Annotated in this window: 21 protein-coding genes; 4 read left to right on the top strand and 17 right to left on the bottom strand. The window is 72.6% G+C overall.

Annotated elements, in window-relative coordinates:
• Window positions 1-31: 31 nt before the first annotated feature.
• Window positions 32-859 carry a pentapeptide repeat-containing protein gene (locus IG78_RS0127175; protein ID WP_030567750.1) on the bottom strand — a complete coding sequence of 276 codons (828 nt, stop codon included), beginning with the start codon at window positions 857-859 and terminating at the stop codon, window positions 32-34.
• 152 nt (window positions 860-1,011) lie between these two features.
• Here IG78_RS0127175 and aac(3) point away from each other — a divergent pair, with 152 nt between their 5' ends.
• The 3 genes from aac(3) to IG78_RS0127190 all read left to right on the top strand — a co-directional run bounded on the left by aac(3) (window position 1,012) and on the right by IG78_RS0127190 (window position 2,585).
• Window positions 1,012-1,860: an aminoglycoside 3-N-acetyltransferase gene (aac(3), locus tag IG78_RS0127180; protein WP_030567752.1), complete on the top strand. Its 849-nt coding sequence runs from the start codon at window positions 1,012-1,014 to the stop codon at window positions 1,858-1,860.
• Window positions 1,861-2,138: 278 nt separating this feature from the next.
• A complete protein-coding gene (locus IG78_RS0127185) occupies window positions 2,139-2,339 on the top strand; it encodes a hypothetical protein (RefSeq protein ID WP_030567754.1) in 201 nt (66 codons plus the stop codon).
• A 66-nt stretch (window positions 2,340-2,405) separates the two neighbouring features.
• Window positions 2,406-2,585, top strand: a complete 180-nt coding sequence (locus tag IG78_RS0127190; RefSeq protein WP_030567756.1) for a hypothetical protein — start codon at window positions 2,406-2,408, stop codon at window positions 2,583-2,585.
• A gap of 71 nt (window positions 2,586-2,656) precedes the next feature.
• On the opposite strand, the gene IG78_RS0127195 is transcribed toward IG78_RS0127190, so the two are convergent.
• The 10 genes from IG78_RS0127195 to IG78_RS42745 all read right to left on the bottom strand — a co-directional run bounded on the left by IG78_RS0127195 (window position 2,657) and on the right by IG78_RS42745 (window position 13,223).
• Window positions 2,657-3,523 (bottom strand): GNAT family N-acetyltransferase, encoded by an 867-nt coding sequence (locus tag IG78_RS0127195; RefSeq protein ID WP_030567758.1) that lies wholly within the window; start codon window positions 3,521-3,523, stop codon window positions 2,657-2,659.
• A 112-nt stretch (window positions 3,524-3,635) separates the two neighbouring features.
• A complete protein-coding gene (locus IG78_RS0127200) occupies window positions 3,636-4,364 on the bottom strand; it encodes a haloacid dehalogenase type II (RefSeq protein ID WP_051852980.1) in 729 nt (242 codons plus the stop codon).
• 182 nt (window positions 4,365-4,546) lie between these two features.
• Window positions 4,547-5,788 carry an NADase-type glycan-binding domain-containing protein gene (locus tag IG78_RS0127205; protein ID WP_051852981.1) on the bottom strand — a complete coding sequence of 414 codons (1,242 nt, stop codon included), beginning with the start codon at window positions 5,786-5,788 and terminating at the stop codon, window positions 4,547-4,549.
• A 569-nt stretch (window positions 5,789-6,357) separates the two neighbouring features.
• Window positions 6,358-6,915 (bottom strand): phage tail protein, encoded by a 558-nt coding sequence (locus IG78_RS0127215; protein WP_030567766.1) that lies wholly within the window; start codon window positions 6,913-6,915, stop codon window positions 6,358-6,360.
• Window positions 6,916-6,961: 46 nt separating this feature from the next.
• A complete protein-coding gene (locus tag IG78_RS0127220) occupies window positions 6,962-8,920 on the bottom strand; it encodes a putative baseplate assembly protein (RefSeq protein ID WP_030567768.1) in 1,959 nt (652 codons plus the stop codon).
• The gene (locus tag IG78_RS0127225; protein WP_030567770.1) at window positions 8,920-9,369 is read right to left on the bottom strand and encodes a GPW/gp25 family protein; all 450 of its coding nucleotides are present in this window, start codon (window positions 9,367-9,369) and stop codon (window positions 8,920-8,922) included. The genes IG78_RS0127220 and IG78_RS0127225 overlap by 1 nt, the downstream gene beginning before the upstream one ends.
• Window positions 9,370-9,388: 19 nt before the next feature.
• Window positions 9,389-11,272: a VgrG-related protein gene (locus IG78_RS0127230; RefSeq protein ID WP_030567772.1), complete on the bottom strand. Its 1,884-nt coding sequence runs from the start codon at window positions 11,270-11,272 to the stop codon at window positions 9,389-9,391.
• Window positions 11,272-11,991 carry a CIS tube protein gene (locus IG78_RS0127235; protein WP_030567774.1) on the bottom strand — a complete coding sequence of 240 codons (720 nt, stop codon included), beginning with the start codon at window positions 11,989-11,991 and terminating at the stop codon, window positions 11,272-11,274. The genes IG78_RS0127230 and IG78_RS0127235 overlap by 1 nt, the downstream gene beginning before the upstream one ends.
• A gap of 36 nt (window positions 11,992-12,027) precedes the next feature.
• Entirely contained in the window at window positions 12,028-12,450 is a 423-nt protein-coding gene (locus tag IG78_RS0127240) for a phage tail protein (RefSeq protein ID WP_030567776.1), read from the bottom strand.
• 98 nt (window positions 12,451-12,548) lie between these two features.
• Complete coding sequence (locus tag IG78_RS42745; RefSeq protein ID WP_037686403.1) at window positions 12,549-13,223, bottom strand: hypothetical protein; 675 nt, start codon at window positions 13,221-13,223, stop codon at window positions 12,549-12,551.
• A gap of 250 nt (window positions 13,224-13,473) precedes the next feature.
• Between IG78_RS42745 and IG78_RS49445 the strand changes: the two genes are divergently transcribed.
• Window positions 13,474-15,501, top strand: a complete 2,028-nt coding sequence (locus IG78_RS49445) for a hypothetical protein (protein WP_157855881.1) — start codon at window positions 13,474-13,476, stop codon at window positions 15,499-15,501.
• A gap of 896 nt (window positions 15,502-16,397) precedes the next feature.
• Here IG78_RS49445 and IG78_RS50285 read toward each other — a convergent pair.
• The 6 genes from IG78_RS50285 to IG78_RS0127280 form a co-directional block, all read right to left on the bottom strand.
• Window positions 16,398-16,556, bottom strand: coding sequence for a DUF6760 family protein (locus IG78_RS50285; RefSeq protein ID WP_169749721.1), 159 nt, complete (start codon window positions 16,554-16,556; stop codon window positions 16,398-16,400).
• Window positions 16,553-17,059 (bottom strand): hypothetical protein, encoded by a 507-nt coding sequence (locus IG78_RS0127260; protein WP_030567781.1) that lies wholly within the window; start codon window positions 17,057-17,059, stop codon window positions 16,553-16,555. The genes IG78_RS50285 and IG78_RS0127260 overlap by 4 nt, the downstream gene beginning before the upstream one ends.
• Window positions 17,059-17,502, bottom strand: a complete 444-nt coding sequence (locus IG78_RS0127265) for a phage tail protein (RefSeq protein WP_030567783.1) — start codon at window positions 17,500-17,502, stop codon at window positions 17,059-17,061. Before IG78_RS0127265 ends, IG78_RS0127260 begins: the two co-directional genes overlap by 1 nt.
• A 95-nt stretch (window positions 17,503-17,597) precedes the next feature.
• Entirely contained in the window at window positions 17,598-19,205 is a 1,608-nt protein-coding gene (locus IG78_RS0127270; protein ID WP_030567785.1) for a phage tail sheath subtilisin-like domain-containing protein, read from the bottom strand.
• Between the two features lie 314 nt (window positions 19,206-19,519).
• The gene (locus IG78_RS0127275) at window positions 19,520-21,700 is read right to left on the bottom strand and encodes an ATP-binding protein (protein ID WP_030567787.1); all 2,181 of its coding nucleotides are present in this window, start codon (window positions 21,698-21,700) and stop codon (window positions 19,520-19,522) included.
• Window positions 21,697-22,389, bottom strand: coding sequence for a Pvc16 family protein (locus IG78_RS0127280; protein WP_030567789.1), 693 nt, complete (start codon window positions 22,387-22,389; stop codon window positions 21,697-21,699). Before IG78_RS0127280 ends, IG78_RS0127275 begins: the two co-directional genes overlap by 4 nt.
• Window positions 22,390-22,507 lie beyond the last annotated feature (118 nt).

Genomic DNA, 22,507 nt, shown 5'->3' on the forward strand with positions numbered 1-22,507 from the left:
GGCGTCTGCTGTTCCTCCAGTCGGGCGGCGACTACGCAGCCCAGTGCGCGGGGTGCTCCAGGGGGCTCGACACCTTTGTCCGGGCGTCGCCGCGTGCGGCGTTGAGCTGCGGCTGGGTGAGGAAGAGGGCCCCTGTCAGGTCCGCCCCGGACAGGTTCGTGTCGCGCATGTCCGCGCCGATCAGGTCGGCGTCGCGCAGGTCGGCGTCCGACAGGTCGGCGGCGATGAGGAGCGCGCCGCGCATGCTGGCGCCCCGCAGCTTCGCGCCGCTGAGGCGCGCGCCCATCAGGTTGGCGCCGCGGTGGTTCTTCTTGCGTCCGGGGACCGCGGCGCGGGCCAGCTCGCCGGCGCGCAGCAGCAGCGGGTTCACCTCGCCGCGCAGCGCGTTCACATCCACGTCGCGCACCGCCTCCGCGGTGTCCCGGGTCAACCCGTCGATCAGGTCGTACGCGCGCCGCAGGTCCCGGTGCACGGGCCGGGCCGCGGCCAGGTCCAGGGCCTGGGCGGTGTACTTCAGGAGCTCGTGGAGCTGCCGCATGACGGGGAAGACCTCGTGCATCGCACGCGTGGAGTCCGGGTCCTCCCGCCAACTGACGCCCTTGAAGGTGACCTGGGAGACCTTCTGGCCCGCACCGAAGCAGTCGAACACCGTGCAGCCGTTGTATCCCTTGTCGCGCAGCCGCTCGTGGATCCCGCAGCCGAAGTCCTGCCTGAGGTTGCCGCACGGCGTCCCCGCGGCCTTGTCCACCGGGAAGTCCGACGAGCGCGAGAACGGCAGCGCGACACAGCAAAGCCCGAAGCAGTTGCCGCAGTCGGCCTTCAGCTCGGTGTGATCGGCGTGCGAGGTGCGCTCGGACAAGACGGTGACTCCTGAGGGTGCGGTTCCTTTTTGGTGCTCGTTGCCTCTCCATTGTCCCCTCGGGCGAGCGGGCACCTGTGGCTGGGGCGTACGACTGCCCGTAGGCCAAAAAGGTGTGCAGTCTACCCTGCCCTTCGGATACGTTCGCGCTCGTGGACGAGTCAGCGCTCCTCGAACTCTCCGACGGCCCCGTGACCCGAGGCCGCCTCACCGGTGACCTGGCCTCGCTCGGCCTGGCCGTCGGCGACGTCGTGATGTTCCACACCCAGATGTCCGCGATCGGGTACGTGGCCGGCGGCTCCCAGACACTCATCGGCGCCCTGCGGGATGTCGTGGGGGAGCGGGGGACCCTGATGGTGACCTGCGGCTGGAACGACGCCCCGCCCTACGACTTCACCGACTGGCCGGAGGCTTGGCAGGACGCGCTGCGCCGTGAGCACCCCGCGTACGACCCCGCCCTGAGCGAGGCCGACCACAGCTACGGACGACTCCCGGAGGCGCTGCGCCGCCAGTTGGGTGCCGTCCGCAGCAGGCACCCCGACGCGAGCTTCGCGGCGCTCGGTGCCCAGGCGGACGCGCTGATGGCGGAGCACCCCTGGGACGACCCGCACGGCCCCGACAGCCCGCTGGCCAGGCTCACCGCTCTGGGCGGCCGGGTCCTCCTGCTCGGCGCACCGCTCGACTCCCTGACCCTGTTGCACCACGCCGAGGCGCTGGCCGACGCTCCCGGCAAGCGTTTCGTGGACTACGAGCAGCCGATCACTGTGGAAGGGGAGCGGGTCTGGCGCCGCTTCCACGACATCGACTCCCAGGACGGGGCCTTCGACTATTCCCCGGTGGTACCGGAGGGCCAGTGGCCCTTCGAGGCGATCGGCCGCGCCATGGTCGAATCCGGGATCGGCAGGAAAGGCAGGGTCGGCGCGGCGGAGAGCTACCTGTTCGAGGCCGAGGAGGTCGTCCGCTTCGGCGTCGCCTGGATCGAGACGAAGCTTCGCAGGTAGCCCAGTAGAGGTTCCGCGTCGCGAGCGTGACCGAGCCGTTCGCGGCGTTCCGACGTCCCCGACGTGGCGGTCGTGCGGTCGTGGTATGCCAGGGGCAACCCTGGCCGACGACTGCCCCACCCCCGGGGGGGGCATCCGCGGCGGAGAAAGCGCCTCTTCTGCCCGGGATGGCGCGGGGCAAACGTCAAGGTGCGGCAGAACCCGCCGCATGCGCGGACCTCGTGGCCGGTGGTTGACATCGGCGTAGCCCCAGGGCTGAGCGAGGCGTTGCGCTGGATATGGAAAGCGATGACGTTCCGGCCGAGATCCACGCCCAGCTCCTCGGAGCTTACTGGCTCGATTCCCCCTACCTCGAACAGTCGCCGTGCTGCTGCACCCTCAACCGCCCCGCCCGGCCCCAGGCAATGGTGCTCCGCTCCACCCTGCTCGGCCTTGCCTGTCTGGCTCTGACACTGAGTCTTGCCGCGGTCTGGGCGTAGCCCAGCGGCACAGCCGTTCTCGGTGACCAGCCTCTGTCCGAGCCGGGCTGTCGCTAGCCTGAGGGCGTGGACATCACGCGAACAGAGTGCCCGCAGTGCGGCTCGGAGGTGACCGGCCTCAACGGTCGCTACGCGTGCGCGCTGTGCGGGTGGGTGAACCACTGGTCACAGGGCACCGCGGACCTCCCCGGAGCCGACGAGGACCCGGACGGACCCGACCCCGACATCGCCGCACTGCCGGGGTGATCGAGACCCGCGAGGCCGTCCTGGTCCTGAGGCCCATACCGCTCCGGCAGATCCCGCCACGGCGCACCCGTTCAGGCGGCTCGGCTGACGTCCAGCCGTTCGGACGACGGCTCGTATCCAGCCGCCCTGTACGTGGCGACGGCGGCGGCGTTCGCGCTCGGGGTGCTGACGAGTGCGCTTGATGCGCCCAGTTCACGCAGCGCCGCCGCAGCGGCGACGCTGATCGCCGTCCCGTATCCGCGACCGCGATGGTCGGCGTGCACGCCCACCGGCTCCAGCAGACCGGGCTTGCCGGGCCCGGCCGACCAGACCGTCGCCGCGGCCACCGCGTTGTCCTGGTCGTCGTAGCCGATCAGGCAGCGGGCGTCGGCGTAGACCGGCCCGGCCGCGAGGACGTGCCAGATCTCCTCGGTGAACGCCGGGCTGCCGAACGCCGAGCGGTGCACCGCGGTCCGCACCCCCGCCGTCTCCGGACCGGCTACCTCGATCCGCAGGCCGGAGTCCTTCACCGGCTCGGAGAGGTCGTGGCGCAGCGGCGTCCACGGCTCGTCCGGATGCCAGCCCGCCGCCAAGAGGACCTCGCGCAGCAGGGCGCCGTCGGGGATTTCGAGGGCGACCTTCCCGGGCGGCAGGACCCCGCGCTCCGGATCATCGAGGTCCGCCAGCAGTTGGCGCGCCAGGTTACCGTCCTGTCGCAGGTCCGGCGCGGTCGTCAGGCGCAGCACATCAGGGGCGTCCAGGTATCCGACGGCAATGATCCGGCCGTTCACGCTCCAGGTGCGGACGGCCCCGGCCAGCCTCTGCGCGCCCAGTGCCCAGGCCCAGCCGAGGTCTCCCGGATGCAGTTGCAGCGGCGCGCGGTCGTCCTGCCATGCGCGAAGGTCAGCCACGGCCCCGGTCAGCCCGTCGACACCGGGCTCGTTCAGAACGATCGTCATGCCCCGCATCTCACATCATCACGGCGACCGGCCGCACCTGGTTTTGCTCAGCCGGTCAGAGCGACAGGACACACCCCGGGCGGACGCCGGTGCGTGGGATCGCGTGCGCGCCTCAGGACGCGTCGAGTCGGGCGGCCAGATCGGCCAGGTCGTCGGCGTACACGTCGAACCGGTCCGCGGTGGTGGGTGGGTCGCCGACGGGGCGTGCGACGTAGGCGGTGCGCAGGCCGACGGCCTGTGCCGCGCGCAGGTCCCAGGCGTGGGTGGCCACCATGAGCAGGCGCTCCGGGGGACGTCCGGTGACGGTGACTGCCAGCTCGTAGACCGCCGGGTCCGGCTTGTAGGTCCGGGCGTCCTCGGCGGACAGGGCCTGGTGCCAGCGGAGCCCGGCGTGCGCGTTGACTCCCAGGAGCGCCCTCCGGCTCGCGTTGGAGAGCCCGATCAGCGGGAACCGTTCCGCGAGCCGGGCGAGTCCCGTCACGGTGTCGGGCCACGGCGGAAGCCTGCGACCCGACAGGGCGAGCGCCGTCACGGCGGCCGGGTCGTCGACACCGGCAGTCTCGGCGACGAGCCGGGCCGCCTCCCCGTCGAGTACGTCGCTGTTGACGTAGGGACGGTCGCCGTCGAGGATGCGACGCTGCTCGCCCTCGATGTGCTGCTGCCACATCGACAGCAACTCCGTGACCCTGGATTCGTCGGGTGTGGGGCGGAGTGTGCCGATTTCACCGATGGCGGCGCGGATGCCCGTGGGTTCGTCGACGAGCGTGCCGAGTACGTCGAACACGAGGGCGTCGATCTGCAACTGCGTGCCGGTGTCGGTCTTTGGCCTGAGGTTTGCCATAGGTGCGGTGTCTCCTGAGCGATGCGACGACGCAGGGGCGCGAGTGACTGTCGGTCAAACGCGCCGGGCAGTCGCGGTGATTCCCGTCCCACCCGATCCGATTGTCATGCCCATCCGATGACTTCGGCCCGGTTGCCGACGACGTCGCGGCTGTCGGCACCACCGGACGGGGTCTCAGGTACTCAGGTCCTGCTCCCGTCCGACCGGCCGAAGAGCTCGATCTCGGAGATCGCCACCTGCTTCTTCGCGGACGCGGCGTGCGCCGACTCGATGGTGAACCGCACCTTGGTGACCTCCCCGACGCGGAAGGCGCGACGCTGACCGCCCGGGCCCGGGTCCAGGGTGAGTTCCCGGGTCGCGGTCCCCCCGTCCTTCTTGGTGACCGTCGCCTTGATGCGGTGGGGCAGCGCGGACTTGCTGAGCTGGTCGGCGCGGGTCGAGACGCCCGGCGTGATGATGACGTCGAGCAGCCGGGTCGGACGGACGAACTGCACCTCGATCCACTCGCCCTGTCCCGACTGCACGACTCCGGGACCCCACCAGGTGTTGTTGAGCTTGTCGAAGACCAGCTTCGGTCCGTGGTCGGCGTACGAGCGCGACGCGCGGATCCGGTCCGGCTCGACCGGAGCGCGCTTGGCGAAGTGGTCCCGCGTGGCGTGGAAGCCGTCGGGGATGTACACCAGACCGAGGATGAGCAGCGTCACGACGACGGCGATGGTGACCCAGGTGCCGATGTTGTCGAACACACGGCGCAGCCGGGGGCGGTCGCCCGCCCACGGGGTCTCCTGCTGCCCGGGACCCATGAGGCGGCGCCACCAGGGACGGTGCGCGGGCGCGGTGTCGCTCCTCTCCGCCAGCGGCATCGCACAGCGGCCGCAGTAGTGGCGGTCGGGGTGGTTCGGGGTGGCGCACCAGGGGCAGGGCGCGCCGTGCGCTCCCAGTTGCGGGCCGGGAGTGCGTACGTAGGGCCGGTCGGTGTCGGGCCGCCCGGGCAGGACCGGGGCCACGGCCGGCGCGGGCGTGGGCGGGGTGGCCGTGGGGTCGGCGACGGGCACGACGAGGGAACGGGCACGGTCGGAGACGGGGGTGTCGGCGGACGCGGGCGCACCGTACGGGGCGGCGGGCGCGGCGGGCGCGGCAGGTGTCGGGACGGTGGGGGCGGTGTCCGTCAAGTCCGGTGAGCCGACGGCCGACTGGGAGCCGCCCGTCGCGCCGGACGTTCCGGAGGTGCCGTGCCCGGTGAGGTCGCCGTGTCCGGAGCCGCGGTCGGCGGTGCCCTCCGGGGCCGCACCCGAAGGGTGGCGCTGGGGCAGGCCGGAGGGAGCGGCGACCGGTCCGGCGGCGGGTGCGGGCACGGGGCCCGTGGCCGGTGCGGGTGCCGGACCCGCGGCGCGGGCGTCGGCCCCGGCGTCAGGGCCGTGCACGCTGCCGTGCACTCCGCCCGGCGCCGCACCCCGCGGGCCACCCGACGCGCGGGGGGCGCCACTCCCACCGGGACGCGCGAAAGCATCCCAGCCGGAGCCGGAGCCGGAGCCGGAGCCGGAGCCGGAGCCGGAGCCGGAGCCGGAGCCGGAGGCCGAACCCGAGCCGGAGGCCGAACCCGAGCCAGAGGCCGAACCCGAGCCGGGAGCCAAGCCCGAGCCGGGAGCCAAGCCCGAGCCGGAGCCCGGCCCCGAGCCAGAGCCCGGCCCCGAGCCGAAACCGGAGCCCGAGCCAAGCCCCGTACCGGAACCAGCGGAGGAACCGGCGCCGGAACCAGGAGCCGCACCGGGAGCCGCGCTGGAAGCCGCAGCCGCACCGGAACCCGCACTGGAAGCCGCAGCCGTTCCGGAGGCCGCACCGGGAGCCGCAGCCGTTCCGGAGGCCGCAGCGGAACCCGCCGCAAGCCCACCGCGCGCACCGGCTCGATCCCACCCGAGCACGGCACCACAGGCATCGCAGAACGACTGACCGGGTTCCACGCGGGTGTCGCACTCGGCGCAGTTCTGCGTGGTCATCTGTCCAGGGTCCTTTCGGCAGCCGTCACGGAGACGGTGTAGGGCATGTGTGCGGGACGTGCGGCGGCCACGAGCGCGTCCAGGCGGTGGGTGTCCGCCGGGGTGGGCTCGGGCAGCCGGAGGGCCACGTGGAGGTGGGGGCGGGGAGCGCCGGGGACGGGGCCGCGGGGGCGCGCGCTCCATGCGGCGCCACCGCTCTCCGTGATCTCTGGTGCGGTGCCGAACGCGAGGCGTACCGCTTCTGACAGGCCGAGCCGGGTGCCCCGTACGCGGTGCAGGCCGGCCGCGGCGGCAACGGCGGCACGGAGCCGCCGCTCGGGTTCGGTGCCGTCGGTCTCCGCCCCGATCCACGTACCGAGCCACTGGGCGAAGTCGATCGGGGTGAGGGCGGGGTCGAAGTAGCGGTCCAGGCAGTCGAGCACGTTCAGGATCGGTGCGAGGACCTCGTCGAGCCCGGCGACGAAACGCTGGGCGAGGTCGTCGTCGGCGAAGACGGCCGGGAGCATCGTGCCGATGGGGGAGGAGGAGCCGAGGCCGTCGACGGACCCTCTCATCGCAGGACCCCCGGGAGCGTCGGGCCGGTCGGGGTCGTCACGGGGCTCACGGGGCGTCTCCGATCACGCGTACACGGTGGTCGAAGGAGAACACCAGGGCGGGTGGTTCCAGGTCGATGCGGTCGGTGCGGTCGCCGCGCTTGCCGGTCAGGGGATCGGCGGGGTGCAGGACGACCTCGTCGACGAGTTCGACTCCCGGGACCCGTTGCAGGACGGCGAAGACCTCGCCCGCCTGGACGGGGCGGCCGAACGGCCAGCCACGGCCGTCCGCGCCGCCGGTCAGTGGATCGAGGTGGCGGTACAGGGCGTCGTGCGCGGCACGCCGCACGCGGTCGGTCTCCACCCCGCGGAACGCGTGGACCGTGGACACCACGGTGACGCCCTGGTAGTAGGGCGGACCGACGGCGAGCCTGGTGCCGATGAGGCGGCGCTCGTCGAGATGGCGGGTGATGCGGTCCAGGAGCGCGTCGCCGGGGACGAGTTGCTCGAAACGCAGTCGCCCGCCGGGGTCCGGTACGGCCTGGGGGACCACGAGGACGCGTACGGCGTACGCCCCGTGTTCGTCGGGGTCGCCCTCCAGGCAGGTGATGCGGGCGGTCTCCGGGGCGGCACGGCGGGCGAGTTCCTCGTAGTCGCGCAGGGTGACGGCGCGCTCCTGGGCGCGGAGCGAGATCGGGGCCCGGACCTTGGCCTCCTCGACCGTCTCCCCTTCGACGCCGCCGCGGGCCGCTTCGAGGTTGACGACCTCGGTGATGTACGGGATGGAGGTGCGCAGGACCCGGATCGCACCGCGTGCCACGTTGCCGGAGCGGCCGCCGCCGGTGCGGTAGCGGCGGGCGCGGATGACCGCGCCCTTGGGGGCGACCAGGCCGTACTGGCGCAGGGAGCCGTCGGGTTCGCGTACCGCGGGGCCGAAGGCGATGTCACCGGTGGCCGCGTCGAGGGTGATGTGCCGGTCGCCGGGGCGGGATTCGGCGAAGTGCGGTACCACCCGCCAGTCCTCCCAGCCGTTGTGCTCGGCGGTCTGCAGGAGCACCGGCGGGTCGTCGCCGACGACGGGCGCGTGGGCGAGCCGCAGCCGCTGCCCGGGCAGACCGGTGGCTTCGCCGAGGGCCTCGTCGTGCACCGTCTCGGCGTGCACGACCCGGGTGGTGCCGCCGATCGTGCAGGCGTCGGCGGACCGCACGGTCGGTGAGGTGGTGTAGAAGGGCTGACCGGGCAGCGGATCGGTGACGCGGCAGCGCAGCCAGCCGGCCTCGTGGCCGCCGTTGCGGGACAGGATGTGGCCGCCCGGGACATGCAGGATGACATCGCCGGGCCGGTTGAGGCCGCCGGTCCCGTCGCGGTGGACTTCGCACAACTGCCAGCCGTCCGCGGTCCAGGCCTCCCACACGAGGGGTGGCTGGCGCGGGTCGACGCCGACGCCGTCGACACGGCTGTCGAGTTCGAGGGCGACGGCGCAGTGCGGGACGGCCGCGGTCAGGCCGAACATCAGACAGTCCCCGGGGTGCGGCGACTCGGTGAAGCACAGGACGTCGCGGTCCTCGGCGATCTCGGTGGTCCTGTCGGTGACGGGCTCGCCCCGGCTCTGCACCATCAGGTGCCGCAGCGCGCTGGACACGATGGCCAGATCCTGCTCGGTGGCGAAGACGACCGCGTCCTCCTGCTCCGTGCGCAACGTGGTCACCTCGGTGCCCGTCGGCACCGCTACGACTTCCTCGCGGGGCGCGGACAGCCAGAACGTGACGTCGGTGCGCGCGGCGGCCGGCGGGAAGAGCGTGATGCCGACCAGGTCCAGGAAGGCCAAATGGTTCTTCTCCGGGACGCGGTTGAGCCGGTAGACGATCTGGTCGGCCATGTGGGCGACCGTCTCGACGAGGGTGACGCCGGGGTCGGAGACGTTGTGGTCGGTCCACTCCGGGGCCCGTTGCTGGATGTAGCGCTTGGCGTCGTCGACGAACTGCTGGAAGCGGCGGTCGTCGAGGTTGGGGCTCTGCAGGGGCATCAGCGGTCGCTTTCGGGTGAGCCGGGGCCGCCGGACGAGGACAGGTCCCCGGGCTCGTCGTGGGAGGGAATGACATAGAAGGGGAAGACGAGGCTGCGCGGGTTGTTGGTGCCGCGGATCGCGTAGCGCACGTCGATGTAGAGGACGGACTGGTCCTCGCCCGCGGTGACTTCGACGTCCCGCACCTCGATGCGCGGCTCCCAGCGGTCCAGGCTCAGATACACCTCGTGCTGGATGCGGCCCGCGGTCTGCTCGTTGACGGGCGCGAACACCAGGTCGTGGATGGCGCAGCCGAACTCCGGGCGCATCGGCCGCTCACCGGGCGCCGTCGCGAGGACGAGCCGGATGGCCTCCTCGACCTCGCGTTCCCCGCTGACCAGGGCGATGCCCCCGGTGGGGCCGATGCGCAGTGGGAAGGCCCAGCCGGAGCCGACGAACTGTTCGGCCATCAGAAATCACCGGTCCTCATCAGAAGGGCAGCGGTTTGCGGTTGACCAGGACGACACCGGTCAGGTTGATGTTGGACGAGGTCAGCCCCACGCTGGCGGCCGAGGTGAGCATCAGGGGCCCGGCGGCGCTGACGGTGGCCAGGCCGGCCGCCCGGACGTTGAGGAACGAGGTGTTGACGCTGAAACCGCCACCGCCCGCGTTCACGTTGACGGCGCTCCCGGCCCGGATGTTGAGTAGCCCACCGCTCTTGATGGACAGGTTGCGCCCCGCGCTCAGCGTGAGGTCGGTACCCGCCCGGACGGACACCGAGCGGCTGCCCTTGATGGTCACCGAGCCCCTGCTGTCCACGGTGATCTCGGTCTTGGCGCGGTCCAGGTTGACGGTCAGCTTGCCGTCCCCCGTGGTGACCCGCACGCCCCGGTCGCGGCCCACGCGCTGGCTGAGCAGGTCGATCCGGTTGCCGGTGCGGTCGGAGATGGTGTGACGGCTGGCCTGGTTGCGTGCCCCCGAGTACAGCGGCGACTTGTTCCGGGTCGGCTTGTCCTTGCCGTTGTAGAGCCCGCCGATCACGAAGGGATGGTCGAGCGCGCCCCGGTCGAAGCCGACGAGGACCTCGTCACCGACGTCCAGCGGGAAGATCCCGCCGCCGCGCTTCCCGCCGAGCTGCACACAGCGCGTCCAGTCACTGACGTAGGTGTCGTCGAGCCACGGGAACTTCAGCTTCACCCGCGCCTGTTCGTCCTTCACGTCGACGTCCGTGACGACGGCGTTGGCGACGCCGGGCAGCCGCGGCTCGCTCTCCGTACCGCCCGAGGTGAGCCCGTACAGGGAGCGCCACTGGCGGCCGCTGACGGTGACCCAGGACTCGTAGCGCTGCCCGTTGCCGAACACGTGCCGCACGGAGGTCGTCGTGTACTTGCCCTGGAAGGGCCAGCCGACCTCGGCGAGCGCCACGGGCACGCCCGGCCGCAACTTGGGGTTGCCGTGGACGACGACCTCCAGTTCGGAGAACGAGGAGGACACGTCGTCGAAGAGGGCATCGGCGGCGTGCTTGACCTCGGGCCGCTTGTCGTAGGGCTGGGAGGTCTGGACGAGCTTGGTCTTCTTGAAGGCGCTCGCCGCCTTCTTCGGTGACGTACCGATGGAGAAGACGGGGTTGTTGGCGCGGGTCGACGTCTCCACGATCTCGCGCGCGGTGGCGACGTCGTAGCCGCGCACCTCCACCTCCGCCACCTGGTCGGCGGCGGTCACGGAGGTCCGCAGGCGCAGGATGTCCGTCCCGGACTTCAGGACCAGGGGGTTCTTCTCGCTCTTCGGTGACGGCGCGCCCGACGACGGCTTCGGCGAGACGAAGTTGAACTTGCCCTTGGCGTCGAGGGACATCACCATCTTGTTCTCGTCCGCTAGGCGGGCGATGAAGTCCCAGTCCGTGACGTTGGCCTGGCTGATGAACTCGTAGCTCGCGCGGGAGGACTCGATCCTTCCGACGGGCACGCCCGCGAGCCCGGCCAGTTTCCTGACGATCGAGGACGCGGTCTCGTTCGTGTACGCGACCACGCGGCGGCGGCGCAGGAAGCGGTGCCCGAGGTCGTAGCCGCGGATGACGGTGAAGGTTCCGGTGCCGTCGTAGTCGGCCTCCAGGGCGGTGACCTCACCGGTGAGGAGCGGATCACCGGCGCCCTGCCCGTCGGCCACCGGCGTGAGGACCACCGGCGTGCCGAACTTCACGTTGAGCTCCTTGAGGAGCAGCCGGTACGGGTCGCGGAAGGTGAGCCGGAACGCGGCCGGGACCCCGGCGCCCTGGTCGACCCAGCCGTCGACGAACATCCGGGCGTACTTCTCGGGGAGTTCGGAGCCCCCGAGCTCCACCTTCATGATGCTGGAGAAAGCCGTGTCGGCCATCAGCGACCCACCTCCTGCGCCGCGGGCAGCACGAGTTCGGTACCGGACGCGAGGGTCGACGGGTCGTCGATCCCGTTGGCCTCGGCGATGGTCCGCCACACCGTGGCGTCGCCGTACTCACGCCAGGCGAGTGACTGCAACGAGTCACCGGCGACGACCCGGTGCACGCGCTGCGCGGTGAGCGCGCCGGACGTCGGGTTCTGCCCGTCCGGCTCGCCCGGGATCTCGTGCAGCCGCAACTGACAGGTGGCCCGGATGGGCACGCCCGAGGTGCCGAAGAGGGTGTACGAGGCTTCGACGGAGCTGACGTAGGCGGTGAACCGGGCCGTGCTGAACGACCCCCACTGGAAGACCACCCACGGTGGCGAAGGCTGGTCGGCGTCCTTGCTCCTCGCCGTCACCGCACAGCAGTCGAGCAGCGCCTTCACCTTCTTCATGACCGTGTTGCTCGTCGGCTTGCCGGAGGAGTCCAGGAAGATCTCCACGCTCATCTCGCGCGACTCCGAACCCATGAACTCCGGCTGCGCGCCGTCCCGGTTGCTCGCGGTCGGGGTCACCGTCCAGGACGCGCGGCGGGCGATGGTGAGCGTCGACGGGTTGAAGTCGCAGGTGAACGTCTTCATCAGGCCCCCGGGCGTGGTGCTGATACCGATGGGGGGCTCATGGATGGCGAGGCTGGCCCGTACGAGGCTCTTGCCTGCGCCCTTGCTCTTGGGCATGGGGTGTCCCGCTCCTTTCTCCGGCTGCTGCGGCTGTCAGTCCGTGAACCCGTGATGGGCGATCTCCAGGACCTCCGTGGCGACGGCCGGGTTGCCGGGGTCGAGCCGGGGGCCCTGCCAACTGATCGGAAGCACGTCGATAAGACCCCAGCGGGCCACCTCGGACCCGTCCGCGCGCAGCGCCGCGATCTCGGCGGTGGGCCGCTTGATCCCGGTCTGCACGGTGGAGATCCACTTGGCGACCTTCGTGGTGTCCGGAGTGAGGGGCCGGGTCAGCCGGATGGTGGAGAACGTGACACGGGACGGCAGTTGCCACACGAAGCCGTTGTTGCCGCCCTCCTGCCGGTGCTCCACCTCCACCTGCGACGAGAGTCCCTCGCAGCCGTTGAAGTAACCGAGGCTCTCGCCGTCGATGGAGAGACTGAACCAGATCGTGGAGCCCGGGTCCTGGCGGGGCATCGTGCGGGGGCCTTTCTGTCGTTACTGCGGTGGCGCACCGGTGGCGCGGAACGGGGAGCGGCCAACGGGGCTGCCGGGGGCGGCCGGTCGGCGGTCGGTCAGCGGCGGTCGTCGCGGAGCCTGCCGGTCCGTTCGCGGTCCATACGGAGCTCGGTGCGGACAAGGCGGGTGATGCGGCCGATCATCCGGTGCACCAGTTCGTCGACCTGGAAGTCGGTGAGGGCCTTCGGGTCGAACGTCCCTGCGGGCACCCGGGTGTAACCGGGGGGCGGCGTACTGCTGGCGGACGTCACCGGGGCCGGGTTCCTGTCGGGCGGGAACGGCAGCGGGTCGTCGAAGTCTTCTTGTTGGTTCTGCTGCCCCTGCTGTGGCTGTTGGTTCTGCTGCCCCTGCTGGCCCTGGCTGCCGGTACGGAACCGCTCCAGGGTGTTGGCGACGGTGGCCGCGGCGTTGGCGGCGAGCGCCCCGGTCGCCGACCGGGCCGCGGAGCGCAAGCCCCGCTGAACGGTGTGCTCGGCGCCGGTCCTTGTGCCACCGCCGCCCGTGGGTGCGAGGGGCAGGCGCTGGACGGGGTGTGCCGCGGATGTCACCGAGGGGGTGACGAGACGGGCCACGCGGAGGGGGGACGGGACGGCGGCGGCCGTGCCGACCGGTGTGACAGAGCGGAGGCGTGCGGGCCTGGCAGGGGTGACGCTGCGCTGCACGGGGGCCGGCGCCGCCGAGGCCGTGGTGGTGGGGGTGGGGGTGGGGGTGACGGATGTGGTGCTGTGCATCGAGGGTGGGTTCAGTGTGGTGGGGAAGGCGGGTGCCGCGGGCGGAGGGAACTCGGTGGCTCCGGGGGCATGTTGCACCGGCGGCGCTGCGGGGGTGAACGGCGCGGGGGCCACGGGGGCCTCCGGGGCCCGCTGCGGGGCGCTGGTGTGCGCGGGCGTGGGTGTGTGCGGGGTGGCCGCGCGGTGTGGAGATGGCGGCGTGGGCGCGGTGGGCGGTGTGGTGCGTTGAGTCGGCGGGGGAGTGGGGGCGGTGGCACGCTGCACCGGCGGCGGTGCGGGACTGAACGAGGGAGGTGTACGGGGGGCCTGCTTCGCGAACTCGGTGGGCGAGGCGGGGGAGGTGGGGGAGGCGGGCGTGGCGGCACGCTGGACCGGCGGGGGTGTGGTGCCCGGGATCGGAGGCGGCGTCGCCCCCTGGACAGGCGGCACCGTCGCCCCCTGGACAGGCGGCATCGTCGCTCCCTGGACCTGCGGCACCGTGGGGGCGGTGGGACCGGATGTCTCGGGGGCCTGGTGCGCCGCGTTCGTGCGCGGTGTGGGCCTCGACGACGGCGTGGCGTGGCTGGCAGGGGTGGGCCGGTTGGATCGGGTGGCCCGCTGCACCGGCGGTGTCGTCGGGACGCCCGGGTGCGACGCGCCGGGCCCCTGCGCCGGGGTGCCGGACGCGGGCGCGACCGTACGCGAGGAGGCCGGTGCGGACGGGGGGTGGGAGGGAGGTGTGGACGGCGAGCTGGGGGGAGGTACGAAGGGTGCGGGGGAGGCGGAGGCTGAGGGGGTGACGGGGCTGGCGGGGGTGGACACCGAACGCTGCACCGGCCGCGAAGCCGTGCGCTCACCACGGCTCGACGCGTCGGCACCTTGGGCCAGCGAGTCGGTGAGTGACACGGCCTCCGGGGGCGGGGAGGTGACCGGAGCCCCCAGCGGGCTGCGACCCCGGGGCGGTACGGGCCTGACGCCGCCGGGAGCCGTGGAGCGCTGCACCGCGCGGGCGGGCGGCGCGACGGCCGGGTTCGCCGAGGGCTCTGCGGGGGTCGCTGGAGCGGCGGGAGCGGCGGGAGCGGCCGCCGGGCCCCACTGCGCGGTGGAAGACGGCGCGGCCGAGGGCGGCACGGGCGTTGAGGGCATGGGCGTCGGCGCCGAGGGCGTTGAGGGCGTCGAGTCGGAGGGCACCGGGGCGCCGAGGCCCGGGCGGGGCGCCTTGCGGGTGACGCTGCGCTGCACCGCCGGGGGTCGGGCGCTCACGGGCGGTGGGGACGTGGGCGAACTCGCCGCCGTCCGCGTGGGAGACGTGTTGGGCTGTGTACGGGAGGTGGGCACCCCCGAAGGGGAGGTACCGGTAGCAGCATGGGAGGTGCTCGCGGCGGCACGCGCGTCCGACGCGGACGCGGACGCGGACGCTGCCGCCGATGTGGGCGAGTTGCTCCCTTGCGCAGGCGAACCCCCCTTTGCGGTACGTGAGTCGGTCGTTGTCACACGGGGGGCGGACGGAGCAGGGGTGTCCGGGCCCCGAGTCGCGCGCTGCGCCACTGGCCCGGCACCGGACGGCCCGCCGTTCTCGGGGGCCGGTGCGGCACCGCGCGGGGCGGCGGCACCGCTCGGCGCGGCAGGGGCGGCACCGTTTGACGGGGTACCGGACGACTTCCCGCCACTCGGCGAAGCGGTACCGGCCGCGGCCGCGGCCACAGGCGCCGTCGTGGCATTCGGCGGCACACTGGTCGGCGCCTCAGCAGGACCCGGCGCCTCAGCAGGACCCGGCGCCGCAGTAGGGCTCGGCGCGACCGAAGCACCCGGCCCGACCGAAGCACCCGGCCCGACCGAAGTACCCGGCAGGCCTGAAGAACCCGAGACGCCCGAAGCACCCGTCAACGCCTGCGAGGGGGAAGGCACTCGGCCTCCCCCTCGCTCCTCGCCGCCACCTCCCGGTGGGGCCGACCCCGCACGGGAGGCGTCGGCCCGTACCGGAGCGGACTCCCGAGGGGCCACAGGCAGGGCACGGCGCTGTACGGCCGCCGGAGGCACGAGCGGTGCCTTCGTCAGGGGACGCGGACGCGGAGCCTCCGCCGGAGGGGCGGGCGTCACGCGAACCCCGCCGACCGGGGCGGCGGGCGACGGGATGGCTGTGCTCGGCACGCGTGACGGCCTGACGGCCGCCGTCACGCTCCCAGCCTCCTGCGCGGCATGCGAGCGCCGCACGACAGGAACGACGGGACTCGGCCCGCCGGAACGCTGGGCGTCAGGACGCTGGACTCCCGTGGACCGCTCGACTCCAGAATTCTGAACCACAGAGCGCTGAACCACAGGGCTTTGAACCACAGGGCTCTGAACCACAGGACCCTGGACTCCAGAAGCCTGAGCCCCGGAAGCCTGAGCCCCAGAAGCCTGAGCCCCAGAGGTCCGGTTTCCACGTACGCCAGCCGCGCCAGGACCCTGCGCGCCGCCACCCCCGCCGCGCCGAGCGGCAGAAACGGTGGACCCCTGCTTTCCGGGCGCCCCCGCCCTCCGTGCTCCGGCCGCCGTCGCAGCACGCTGCACCGGTACGGGCGCGGCCACCGGCAGCCCGGAACCCGCACCCGCACCCGCCCTCAATGCCGCCGCCCGCTGCACCTCTCGCAGCGGTGCCGCCGACGCAGGGAGCACCGAAGAGGGTGAGGGCGACGAGGGTGACGGTGGCAACGGGGGTGGCACAGGTGTCCACGGGGCCGCGCCCGAGGCCCTCTCGAGCCCTGTGGCAGGCCGCGCCGTATCGCTCAGTGCCGCGGCCGACGAGGACGAGAGCCGACTGCTCGACGCCTCGTCGAGCACACCGAGGCGGGACGACGTGTTCGTGAAGGACGGGTTCTGCCAGGTGGGCAGCCGCATGCCGAACGCGGAGTCCGCGACACCGGCCCCGCGGCCCCCCAGGGACCGCTGGATCGGCGGCAGCCCGGACCACGCGCCGGGAACCGCACCTCCGTACCCGGCACCCGCCGCCGACGAGCCAGCGACGACATCTTCACCCACACCCACACCCTCGGCACCGGCACCGGTAACGACATCAGCACCGGTAGCGTGACCGGCATCGGCAGCGTGACCGGACACACCACCGTCCTCGTCCCCCGGGCGCATGCGGTCAGAGGCCCCGCCCCGGGCAGCAGCGCCACCCCTGCCCCGCAACCGATCCAAGAACCCCAAACCTCAGCCCTCCGCCCCGGCGCCCGCCACGAAGGCGGCTATCTGGTTCGTGTACCGGCGGCGGTCGTGGTGTTCCAGGTCCAGGATCGTCTCCAGGTTCCAGTGGAAGTGGTAGGCCACGTACGCGATCTCCTCGTGCAGCCGGTCGGTCGCGTACGTCACGATTCCCCCAGGCGGCTCCCGCCGAGTTCCACCTCGAACGGCTCGGAGCAGTGCGGGCACTCCACGGCGGCGCGGGTGTGGCCCTCGGCGTTGATCTGACGGTAGAAGTCCTGGAGGAAGGCGAGGTCGGAGGCGAACATGCTCTCCACCGTCCCGTCGTGCACGCTCGGCAGGGAGCCGAGCCGCGTGATGACCCGGCCGAGCAGCACCACCGACAGGTACGCGGGGTTCTCCTGGACCCGCACGTCGCGCAGCGGGACCAGTTCGTCCCGTGCCGTGGACAGGCGCATCACACCGTCCCGGTGGACGGTGCCCGCCTCGTCGACGTAGCCGCGCGGGAGCTGGAAGGGGAACTCGGTGCGCAGAGCCCGCGGTGCCGTCCCGGTGGGAGCGGCGGCGGAAGACGTAAGGGGGGACTCCGCTTCCGCCGCCGCGGTCCGAGGGGCCGGTGGCGCCGCGGCGGCCGTGCCCGCCTCCGGCGCACCGGCAGCCGTGCGCCGCATTATTCGATGACCAGTTCTTCGAAGACGATGGTCACGGTCTCGCTCAGCACGGCGGCCTCGCCGGCCTTGAGGGTGCTGGCGTCGATCTTGCTGCACCAGGCGTTGCGCAGGTTGTAGCGCTTCACCGGGTTGTCCTCGTAATCCATCATGATGATGGAGGCGTTCTTGCGGGCCGTGCTCATCCGGCCGTTGATCGAGTCGTTGATCCACGTCGTGAACGCGGTCGACTGGGTCATGCCGCGCACCACGGTGCACTGCCCGTTCTTCTGCACACCCGGCAGCAGATTGATGTCGATCTTGCCCTGGGCAGTGTTCTGGGGGCTGACGATGACGTCCTGTTCGATGCTGAGACCGCTGACCTCCGCGAGGTACTCGACCATCACACCGTCGATCTGGAGACCGAAATTGTGTGAAGTGAGGGAGTCGCCCTGCATGAGACTCATGTGTTCGCTGTCTTCCTAGGCTTCTTGGCTTCGAGGCTTCTGGGCTGCTGATCCGGGCTTCTGGGATTCTTGACGTCGGGCCGGTGGCCCGGGGCCTACTCCTCCAGCTCCCCGTTGCCGCTGGAGAACTGCGAAAGCCGGAAGATCACGAACTCCGCCGGCTTGACCGGGGCGACACCGATCTCGCAGATGACCCGGCCGAGGTCGACCGACTCCGGCGGGTTGGTCTCCTCGTCACACTTGACGTAGAAGGCCTCCTGGGGCCGCTGCCCGAAGAGCGCGCCGCTGCGCCACTCGTTGACCAGGAACGCCGAGATGTTGCGTCGGATGCGGGCCCACAGCGCGTGGTCGTTCGGCTCGAACACCACCCACTGGGTGCCGATGAGTATCGACTCCTCCAGGTAGTTGAAGTACCGGCGGATGTTCAGGTAGCGCCACTCCGGGTCCGAGGACAGGGTGCGTGCTCCCCAGACGCGGATGCCCCGGCCGGGGAAGGCGCGGATGCAGTTGACGCCGATGGGGTTGAGCAGGTCCTGCTCGCCCCGGGTGATCTGCAGCTCCAGGTCGACGGCGCCGCGCACCACCTCGTTGGCGGGGGCCTTGTGCACACCGCGCTCGAAGTCGTTGCGGGCCCAGATGCCGGCGACGTGGCCGCTCGGCGGGACCATGCGGGCCTGGCCCGTGGCCGGGTCGAAGGACTTCAGCCAGGGGTAGTACAGGGCCGCGTACTTGGAGTCGTAGCCAGCCGTCTCCTGGCGCCAGACCCGGATCTGACGGGCGTTGAGGCTCGGGGGCGGGTCGATGACGGCGACCCGGTCGCCCATCAGCTCGCAGTGGGCGATGAGCCCGAGCTGCACGGCCTTGACGGCCTCCAGGTCGATCGCGCCCCGCTGGTAGGCGGCCATGAGGTCGGGCACGGCCACCATGGAGATCTCGTCGACGGCCTCCAGGCCACCGAAACCGGTGCGGTCCGCCGAGTCGCCGAGGTACTGGGCCGGGCCGGGGTGGGCGGGAGCCTCCCGCTCCACCGGCGCCGGAGCGGGCGGCGCGGCGGGCGGCGCGGCGGGCGGCGCGGCCAGGGTGACCGTCTGGTTCTCGGGGCGGGTGAGCTGCGCCGCCGACGCGGCCTCCGTCACCGTGATGAGCTTGGAGCGCTCCTTGACCTGGGTGACGACGTAGGCCCTGGTGCCCTTCTTGGCGCTCACGTCGAACGTCTCGACCTGCTTGTCGCCGTCCTTGACGATCAGCTTGAAGCGCTCGGCGGGGCCCTCGCCCTCGGGGTCGGCGACCTCCACCGTCAGCGGGCCCGTGCTGCCCTGCGCGGTGGCCGCCACGGAGAACGCGCCGAGCTGCTTCGGCTCGGCGGCGGGCAGCGCCGCTGTGGGGGCCGTGCCGGTCACGGCGGCCGGGGCGGCGCCGTCACCGGAGACGCCATCGGCGGAGCCGCCGACCCGGATGACGTAGGCGGCGGAACCGCCGTTGTTGAAGAACCCGTACACGGAGTGTGCGAGGTAGTACCCGTCGGTGAAGTCGCCGAACGAGGTGACGTACTGAGTCCAGTTGGTCACCAGTGTGGGTTCGTTGAGCGGCCCGGTCGGCGCGAGCCCGACGAAGGCCGCCACGGAGGTGCCCACCCCCTCGATCGGGCGTGAACCGCTGGACACCTCCTCGACGTAGACGCCGGGCGACAGGTAGGACGGCATGCTCTGCTCTCCTCGGGGTACGAAACGGGACGTCCTCACCCTGGCGTGTGCGTCTTGCCGTCGAAACGTCCCCGGGTACCTGCCACCGGGCAAGGCCGTTGCCCGCAAGGGCACTTCGTCCGGCCCTGCCGCCGGGGGGGCCGGGTGCGCCGCGGGGACGGCACCGGCCCCGCGGGCACGTCAGGCGGGAGCGTAGCGGCCCGCAGCGGGCTGCGGTACGGGATCACTGCCGGGCGCGGGCGCCGGGGGCGCACCGGAGGCCATCGCGGCCGCCCCTGCGGGCAACCCCGTCTGCCCGGCCGTCTTGCGGTGTGTCACCAGCTCGCTTCACCCGGCACCAGGCGGCCCGCCTTGCGGTACTCACGGCGGGCGCCCTCCAGGAGGTCGCCCGCACCGACCGGCTCGTCCCGGCCCGCCGCGAGATACGCGGCGGTGACCACCGCACTGCGGATCCCGCCGCCCGCGAGGTCGAAGTCCCGGGCCAGGGCGGTGACGTCGATGCCCTCGGCGCGGGGGACGTGCGACAGGCCGTGCCGCCACAGCGCCAGGCGCTGCTCGGCGTCGGGGAAGGGGAAGTCGACCACCAGGTCGAGGCGCCGGGTGAACGCGTCGTCGATGTTGGCGCGCAGATTGGTGGTCAGGAGCGCGATGCCGTCGAACGACTCCAGGCGCTGCAGCAGATAAGCGCTCTCCAGGTTGGCGTACCTGTCGTGGGCGTCCTTGACCTCCGAGCGCTTGCCGAAGACGGCGTCGGCCTCGTCGAAGAGGAGCACGGCGTCCGTGCGGTCGGCCTCCGTGAAGATCCGCTCCAGGTTCTTCTCGGTCTCACCGACATACTTGTCCACGATCGAGGAGAGCTGGACGACGTAGAGATCGACCCCCAGATCGGCGGCGATGACTTCCGCGGACAGCGTCTTGCCGGTGCCGGAGTCGCCCGCGAAGAGCCCGAGGACGCCCCGGCCGCGGCCGCCGCCCGCGCTGAGCCGCCAGTCACCGAGGACCCGGTCGCGATGCCGGGCACGCAGGGAGAGTTCCCGCAGTTGGGCGAGGGGCCCGTCGGGAAGGACCAGGTCCTGCCAGTCCACCGCAGGACGGATGCGGCGCGCGTGCCGTTCGAGGCCCGATGCCGACTGCTGCCGGGCGGCGAGACGGACGTGGGCGGCGGTCAGCGGGGTCCCGTCGAAGGCGGCGAGCGCCGCGGCGGCGCGTGCGGCGCGCCCGATGCGTTCCCCGCCGAGGTGGTACGGGGCAACGGTCGCGGCCAGGTCGAAGCCGTCGGCGTCCGGACCGAGCGCGGTCCGCCAGGCAGGTGTGCCGCCTGCCGGTCGCGGGGGCGCCTGAAGTACCAGCGGGTCGTGTGTGGACCACTGCGGATCGTAGGGGCGAGGGTCGGCGAGCAGCACGGTCACATCCGTGGCCGCGGTCAACTCGGCCACCATCGGGCCCGGTTCATCGGGCAGGCCGCACACCACCACCGCCCGGTCGCTCAGGCGTGCCTCCCGCAGCAGCTCGGGGACCTGGTCCGCGGCGCCGGAGAAGCGCAGCGCGTCGAGGCCCGCCGTGCGCAGGGCGGCCGCGAGGGTGGCAAGGGCGTCGCCCTCGCGCTGCTCACGGAGGTAGACGGCGCACACGCCCTGACCGAGCAGGTCGGCAAGTCGCTTGCCGAAGTCCTCGCCGTGCGCGGCGCCGGGCCGCGGGTCCGGCACCGGGTGCAACCGCCCGAGGAGTGCGGCGTCGGCGGTGTCGTCGCCCAAGAGGTGGGCGGTGATCCGGTCGGGCACGCGCAAGGAGCGGGTGAGGAGGGGGCGTTCGGCGTCCTCCACGGTCAGCAGCCCCAGGGCGCGCAGGGGCGCCGAGAGGTGGAAGCGGGCGCGGGCCGCGGGCAGGTGCGCCGGTACGCCGCACAGCTCCAGGGCGAGCCCGACGGTGGCGCGGCGGCGGCTCACGTCGTCGTTGAGGTAGCCGTAGAGCGGTTCGAAGGTGCGGTCGAGGTCGGGGGCGAGGGCGATGAGGAGGACGGCCGTGTCCAGCTCGGTCAGGCGCAGCCTGGCCGCGGTCCTGCCCAGGCGGTCCTCGGCGCCCACCGCCCCCGGCGCGGGCTCACCGGACCGGGAGTCCGCACCGGGCGTTGCACGAGACACTTCCGTATCGGGCAGCACACGCGGCACGTCCGTACTGGGCACTGCACGCGGCACGTCCGTATCGGGCGCCGCACGCGGCACGTTCGCACTGGGCACTGCACACGGCACGTCCGTATCGGGCGCCGCGCGCGGCCACTCGCGCAGCAGGTGGTTCAATGCCTCCCCGGAGACGTACAGACCCCGCAGTGGGTCGTTCGCGGTGGGGTCGTCGGCGGAGCGGTGTTCGACCAGCGCGGTCACCGACTGCCGCAGCCGGTCAAGGCGGTCGAGCAGGAAGCGGGCCGGGCCCGCCGCTCCGGGGTCCCGCGGCAGGGTGGCCCCGGCGAAGGTGTCGTCCGGGGGTGCGGCGCTCATGGCCGCTCCGTGGGGCGGGCAGCCGCTTGTCCGCGATCCGACTGTCCGCGTGCGGTACGTGCCGCCGCCACCTGGTGGGGCCGGTGGGAGCGTTCCTCCGACCGGGGCGGGCCGCCGTCGACACCGCGCACCCGGACCGTCGCGCCCTCGGTGACCGGCGGCCCGGCGTCGTAGTCGGGGTAGGCCGGGAACGGCACGGTCAGGACGACGTCCAGGGACGGCTTGAGCTCGCCGCCGAGCGCGGACCAGATGTCGGCGAGGGAGCGGGCCTCGGACTGGTTGCTCGCCACCGTCAGCGGTACCGAAAGGCCCAGGCGGCCGAGGGCGCCCGGGAGTTGCGCGGCGGACAGGAGCTCGTGCGGCAGCAGGCTCGCGAGGACGGCGGACAGCAGCCGGTGCTCGTCCTGCGGAGTCTTCGTCCAGGCCGTCACCAGGTAGGAGAGCCGGAACCAGCGCGGCGGCCTGCGGCGGCGTACGACGATGTCCTCGGTGTCGCGCAGCTCCGTGTGGCCGCGCTGCCGCCGGGACACGTCCTCGCGGATGTCGTACAGATAGGCGTTGATCACGGGCGCGTTGCGCCGGGCCGCCCAGTCGCGGGAGGGCACGTCGAAGGACACGTCGATGCCGGAACCGGCCAGTGCCCCGCCGCCGACGAGGCCTTTGAGTACCTCGTCCACGTCATGAATCACTCTTGCGCTCCCCTTTGCCGTCCGCCGCCCGGACGGGCTCTCTGCGGCCCCGCCCCCGATCGTGCTGTCCGCGCCGTCCGGTCGGCAGGCACGGCGGGGACGACAGCGGGGCAGCGCC

Origin of the sequence: Streptomyces aureocirculatus (assembly GCF_000720475.1) — a bacterium.
GTDB classification, from domain to species: domain Bacteria; phylum Actinomycetota; class Actinomycetes; order Streptomycetales; family Streptomycetaceae; genus Streptomyces; species Streptomyces aureocirculatus.

Coding starts and splice junctions, on each gene's coding strand:
- IG78_RS0127185 (WP_030567754.1), top strand. CDS start 2,139: ATGGAAAGCGATGACGTTCCGGCCGAGATCCACGCCCAGCTCCTCGGA.
- IG78_RS0127195 (WP_030567758.1), bottom strand. CDS start 3,523: ATGACGATCGTTCTGAACGAGCCCGGTGTCGACGGGCTGACCGGGGCC.
- IG78_RS0127200 (WP_051852980.1), bottom strand. CDS start 4,364: ATGGCAAACCTCAGGCCAAAGACCGACACCGGCACGCAGTTGCAGATC.
- IG78_RS0127215 (WP_030567766.1), bottom strand. CDS start 6,915: ATGAGAGGGTCCGTCGACGGCCTCGGCTCCTCCTCCCCCATCGGCACG.
- IG78_RS0127220 (WP_030567768.1), bottom strand. CDS start 8,920: ATGCCCCTGCAGAGCCCCAACCTCGACGACCGCCGCTTCCAGCAGTTC.
- IG78_RS0127225 (WP_030567770.1), bottom strand. CDS start 9,369: ATGGCCGAACAGTTCGTCGGCTCCGGCTGGGCCTTCCCACTGCGCATC.
- IG78_RS0127230 (WP_030567772.1), bottom strand. CDS start 11,272: ATGGCCGACACGGCTTTCTCCAGCATCATGAAGGTGGAGCTCGGGGGC.
- IG78_RS0127235 (WP_030567774.1), bottom strand. CDS start 11,991: ATGCCCAAGAGCAAGGGCGCAGGCAAGAGCCTCGTACGGGCCAGCCTC.
- IG78_RS0127240 (WP_030567776.1), bottom strand. CDS start 12,450: ATGCCCCGCCAGGACCCGGGCTCCACGATCTGGTTCAGTCTCTCCATC.
- IG78_RS42745 (WP_037686403.1), bottom strand. CDS start 13,223: ATGCACAGCACCACATCCGTCACCCCCACCCCCACCCCCACCACCACG.
- IG78_RS0127260 (WP_030567781.1), bottom strand. CDS start 17,059: ATGCGGCGCACGGCTGCCGGTGCGCCGGAGGCGGGCACGGCCGCCGCG.
- IG78_RS0127265 (WP_030567783.1), bottom strand. CDS start 17,502: ATGAGTCTCATGCAGGGCGACTCCCTCACTTCACACAATTTCGGTCTC.
- IG78_RS0127270 (WP_030567785.1), bottom strand. CDS start 19,205: ATGCCGTCCTACCTGTCGCCCGGCGTCTACGTCGAGGAGGTGTCCAGC.
- IG78_RS0127275 (WP_030567787.1), bottom strand. CDS start 21,700: ATGAGCGCCGCACCCCCGGACGACACCTTCGCCGGGGCCACCCTGCCG.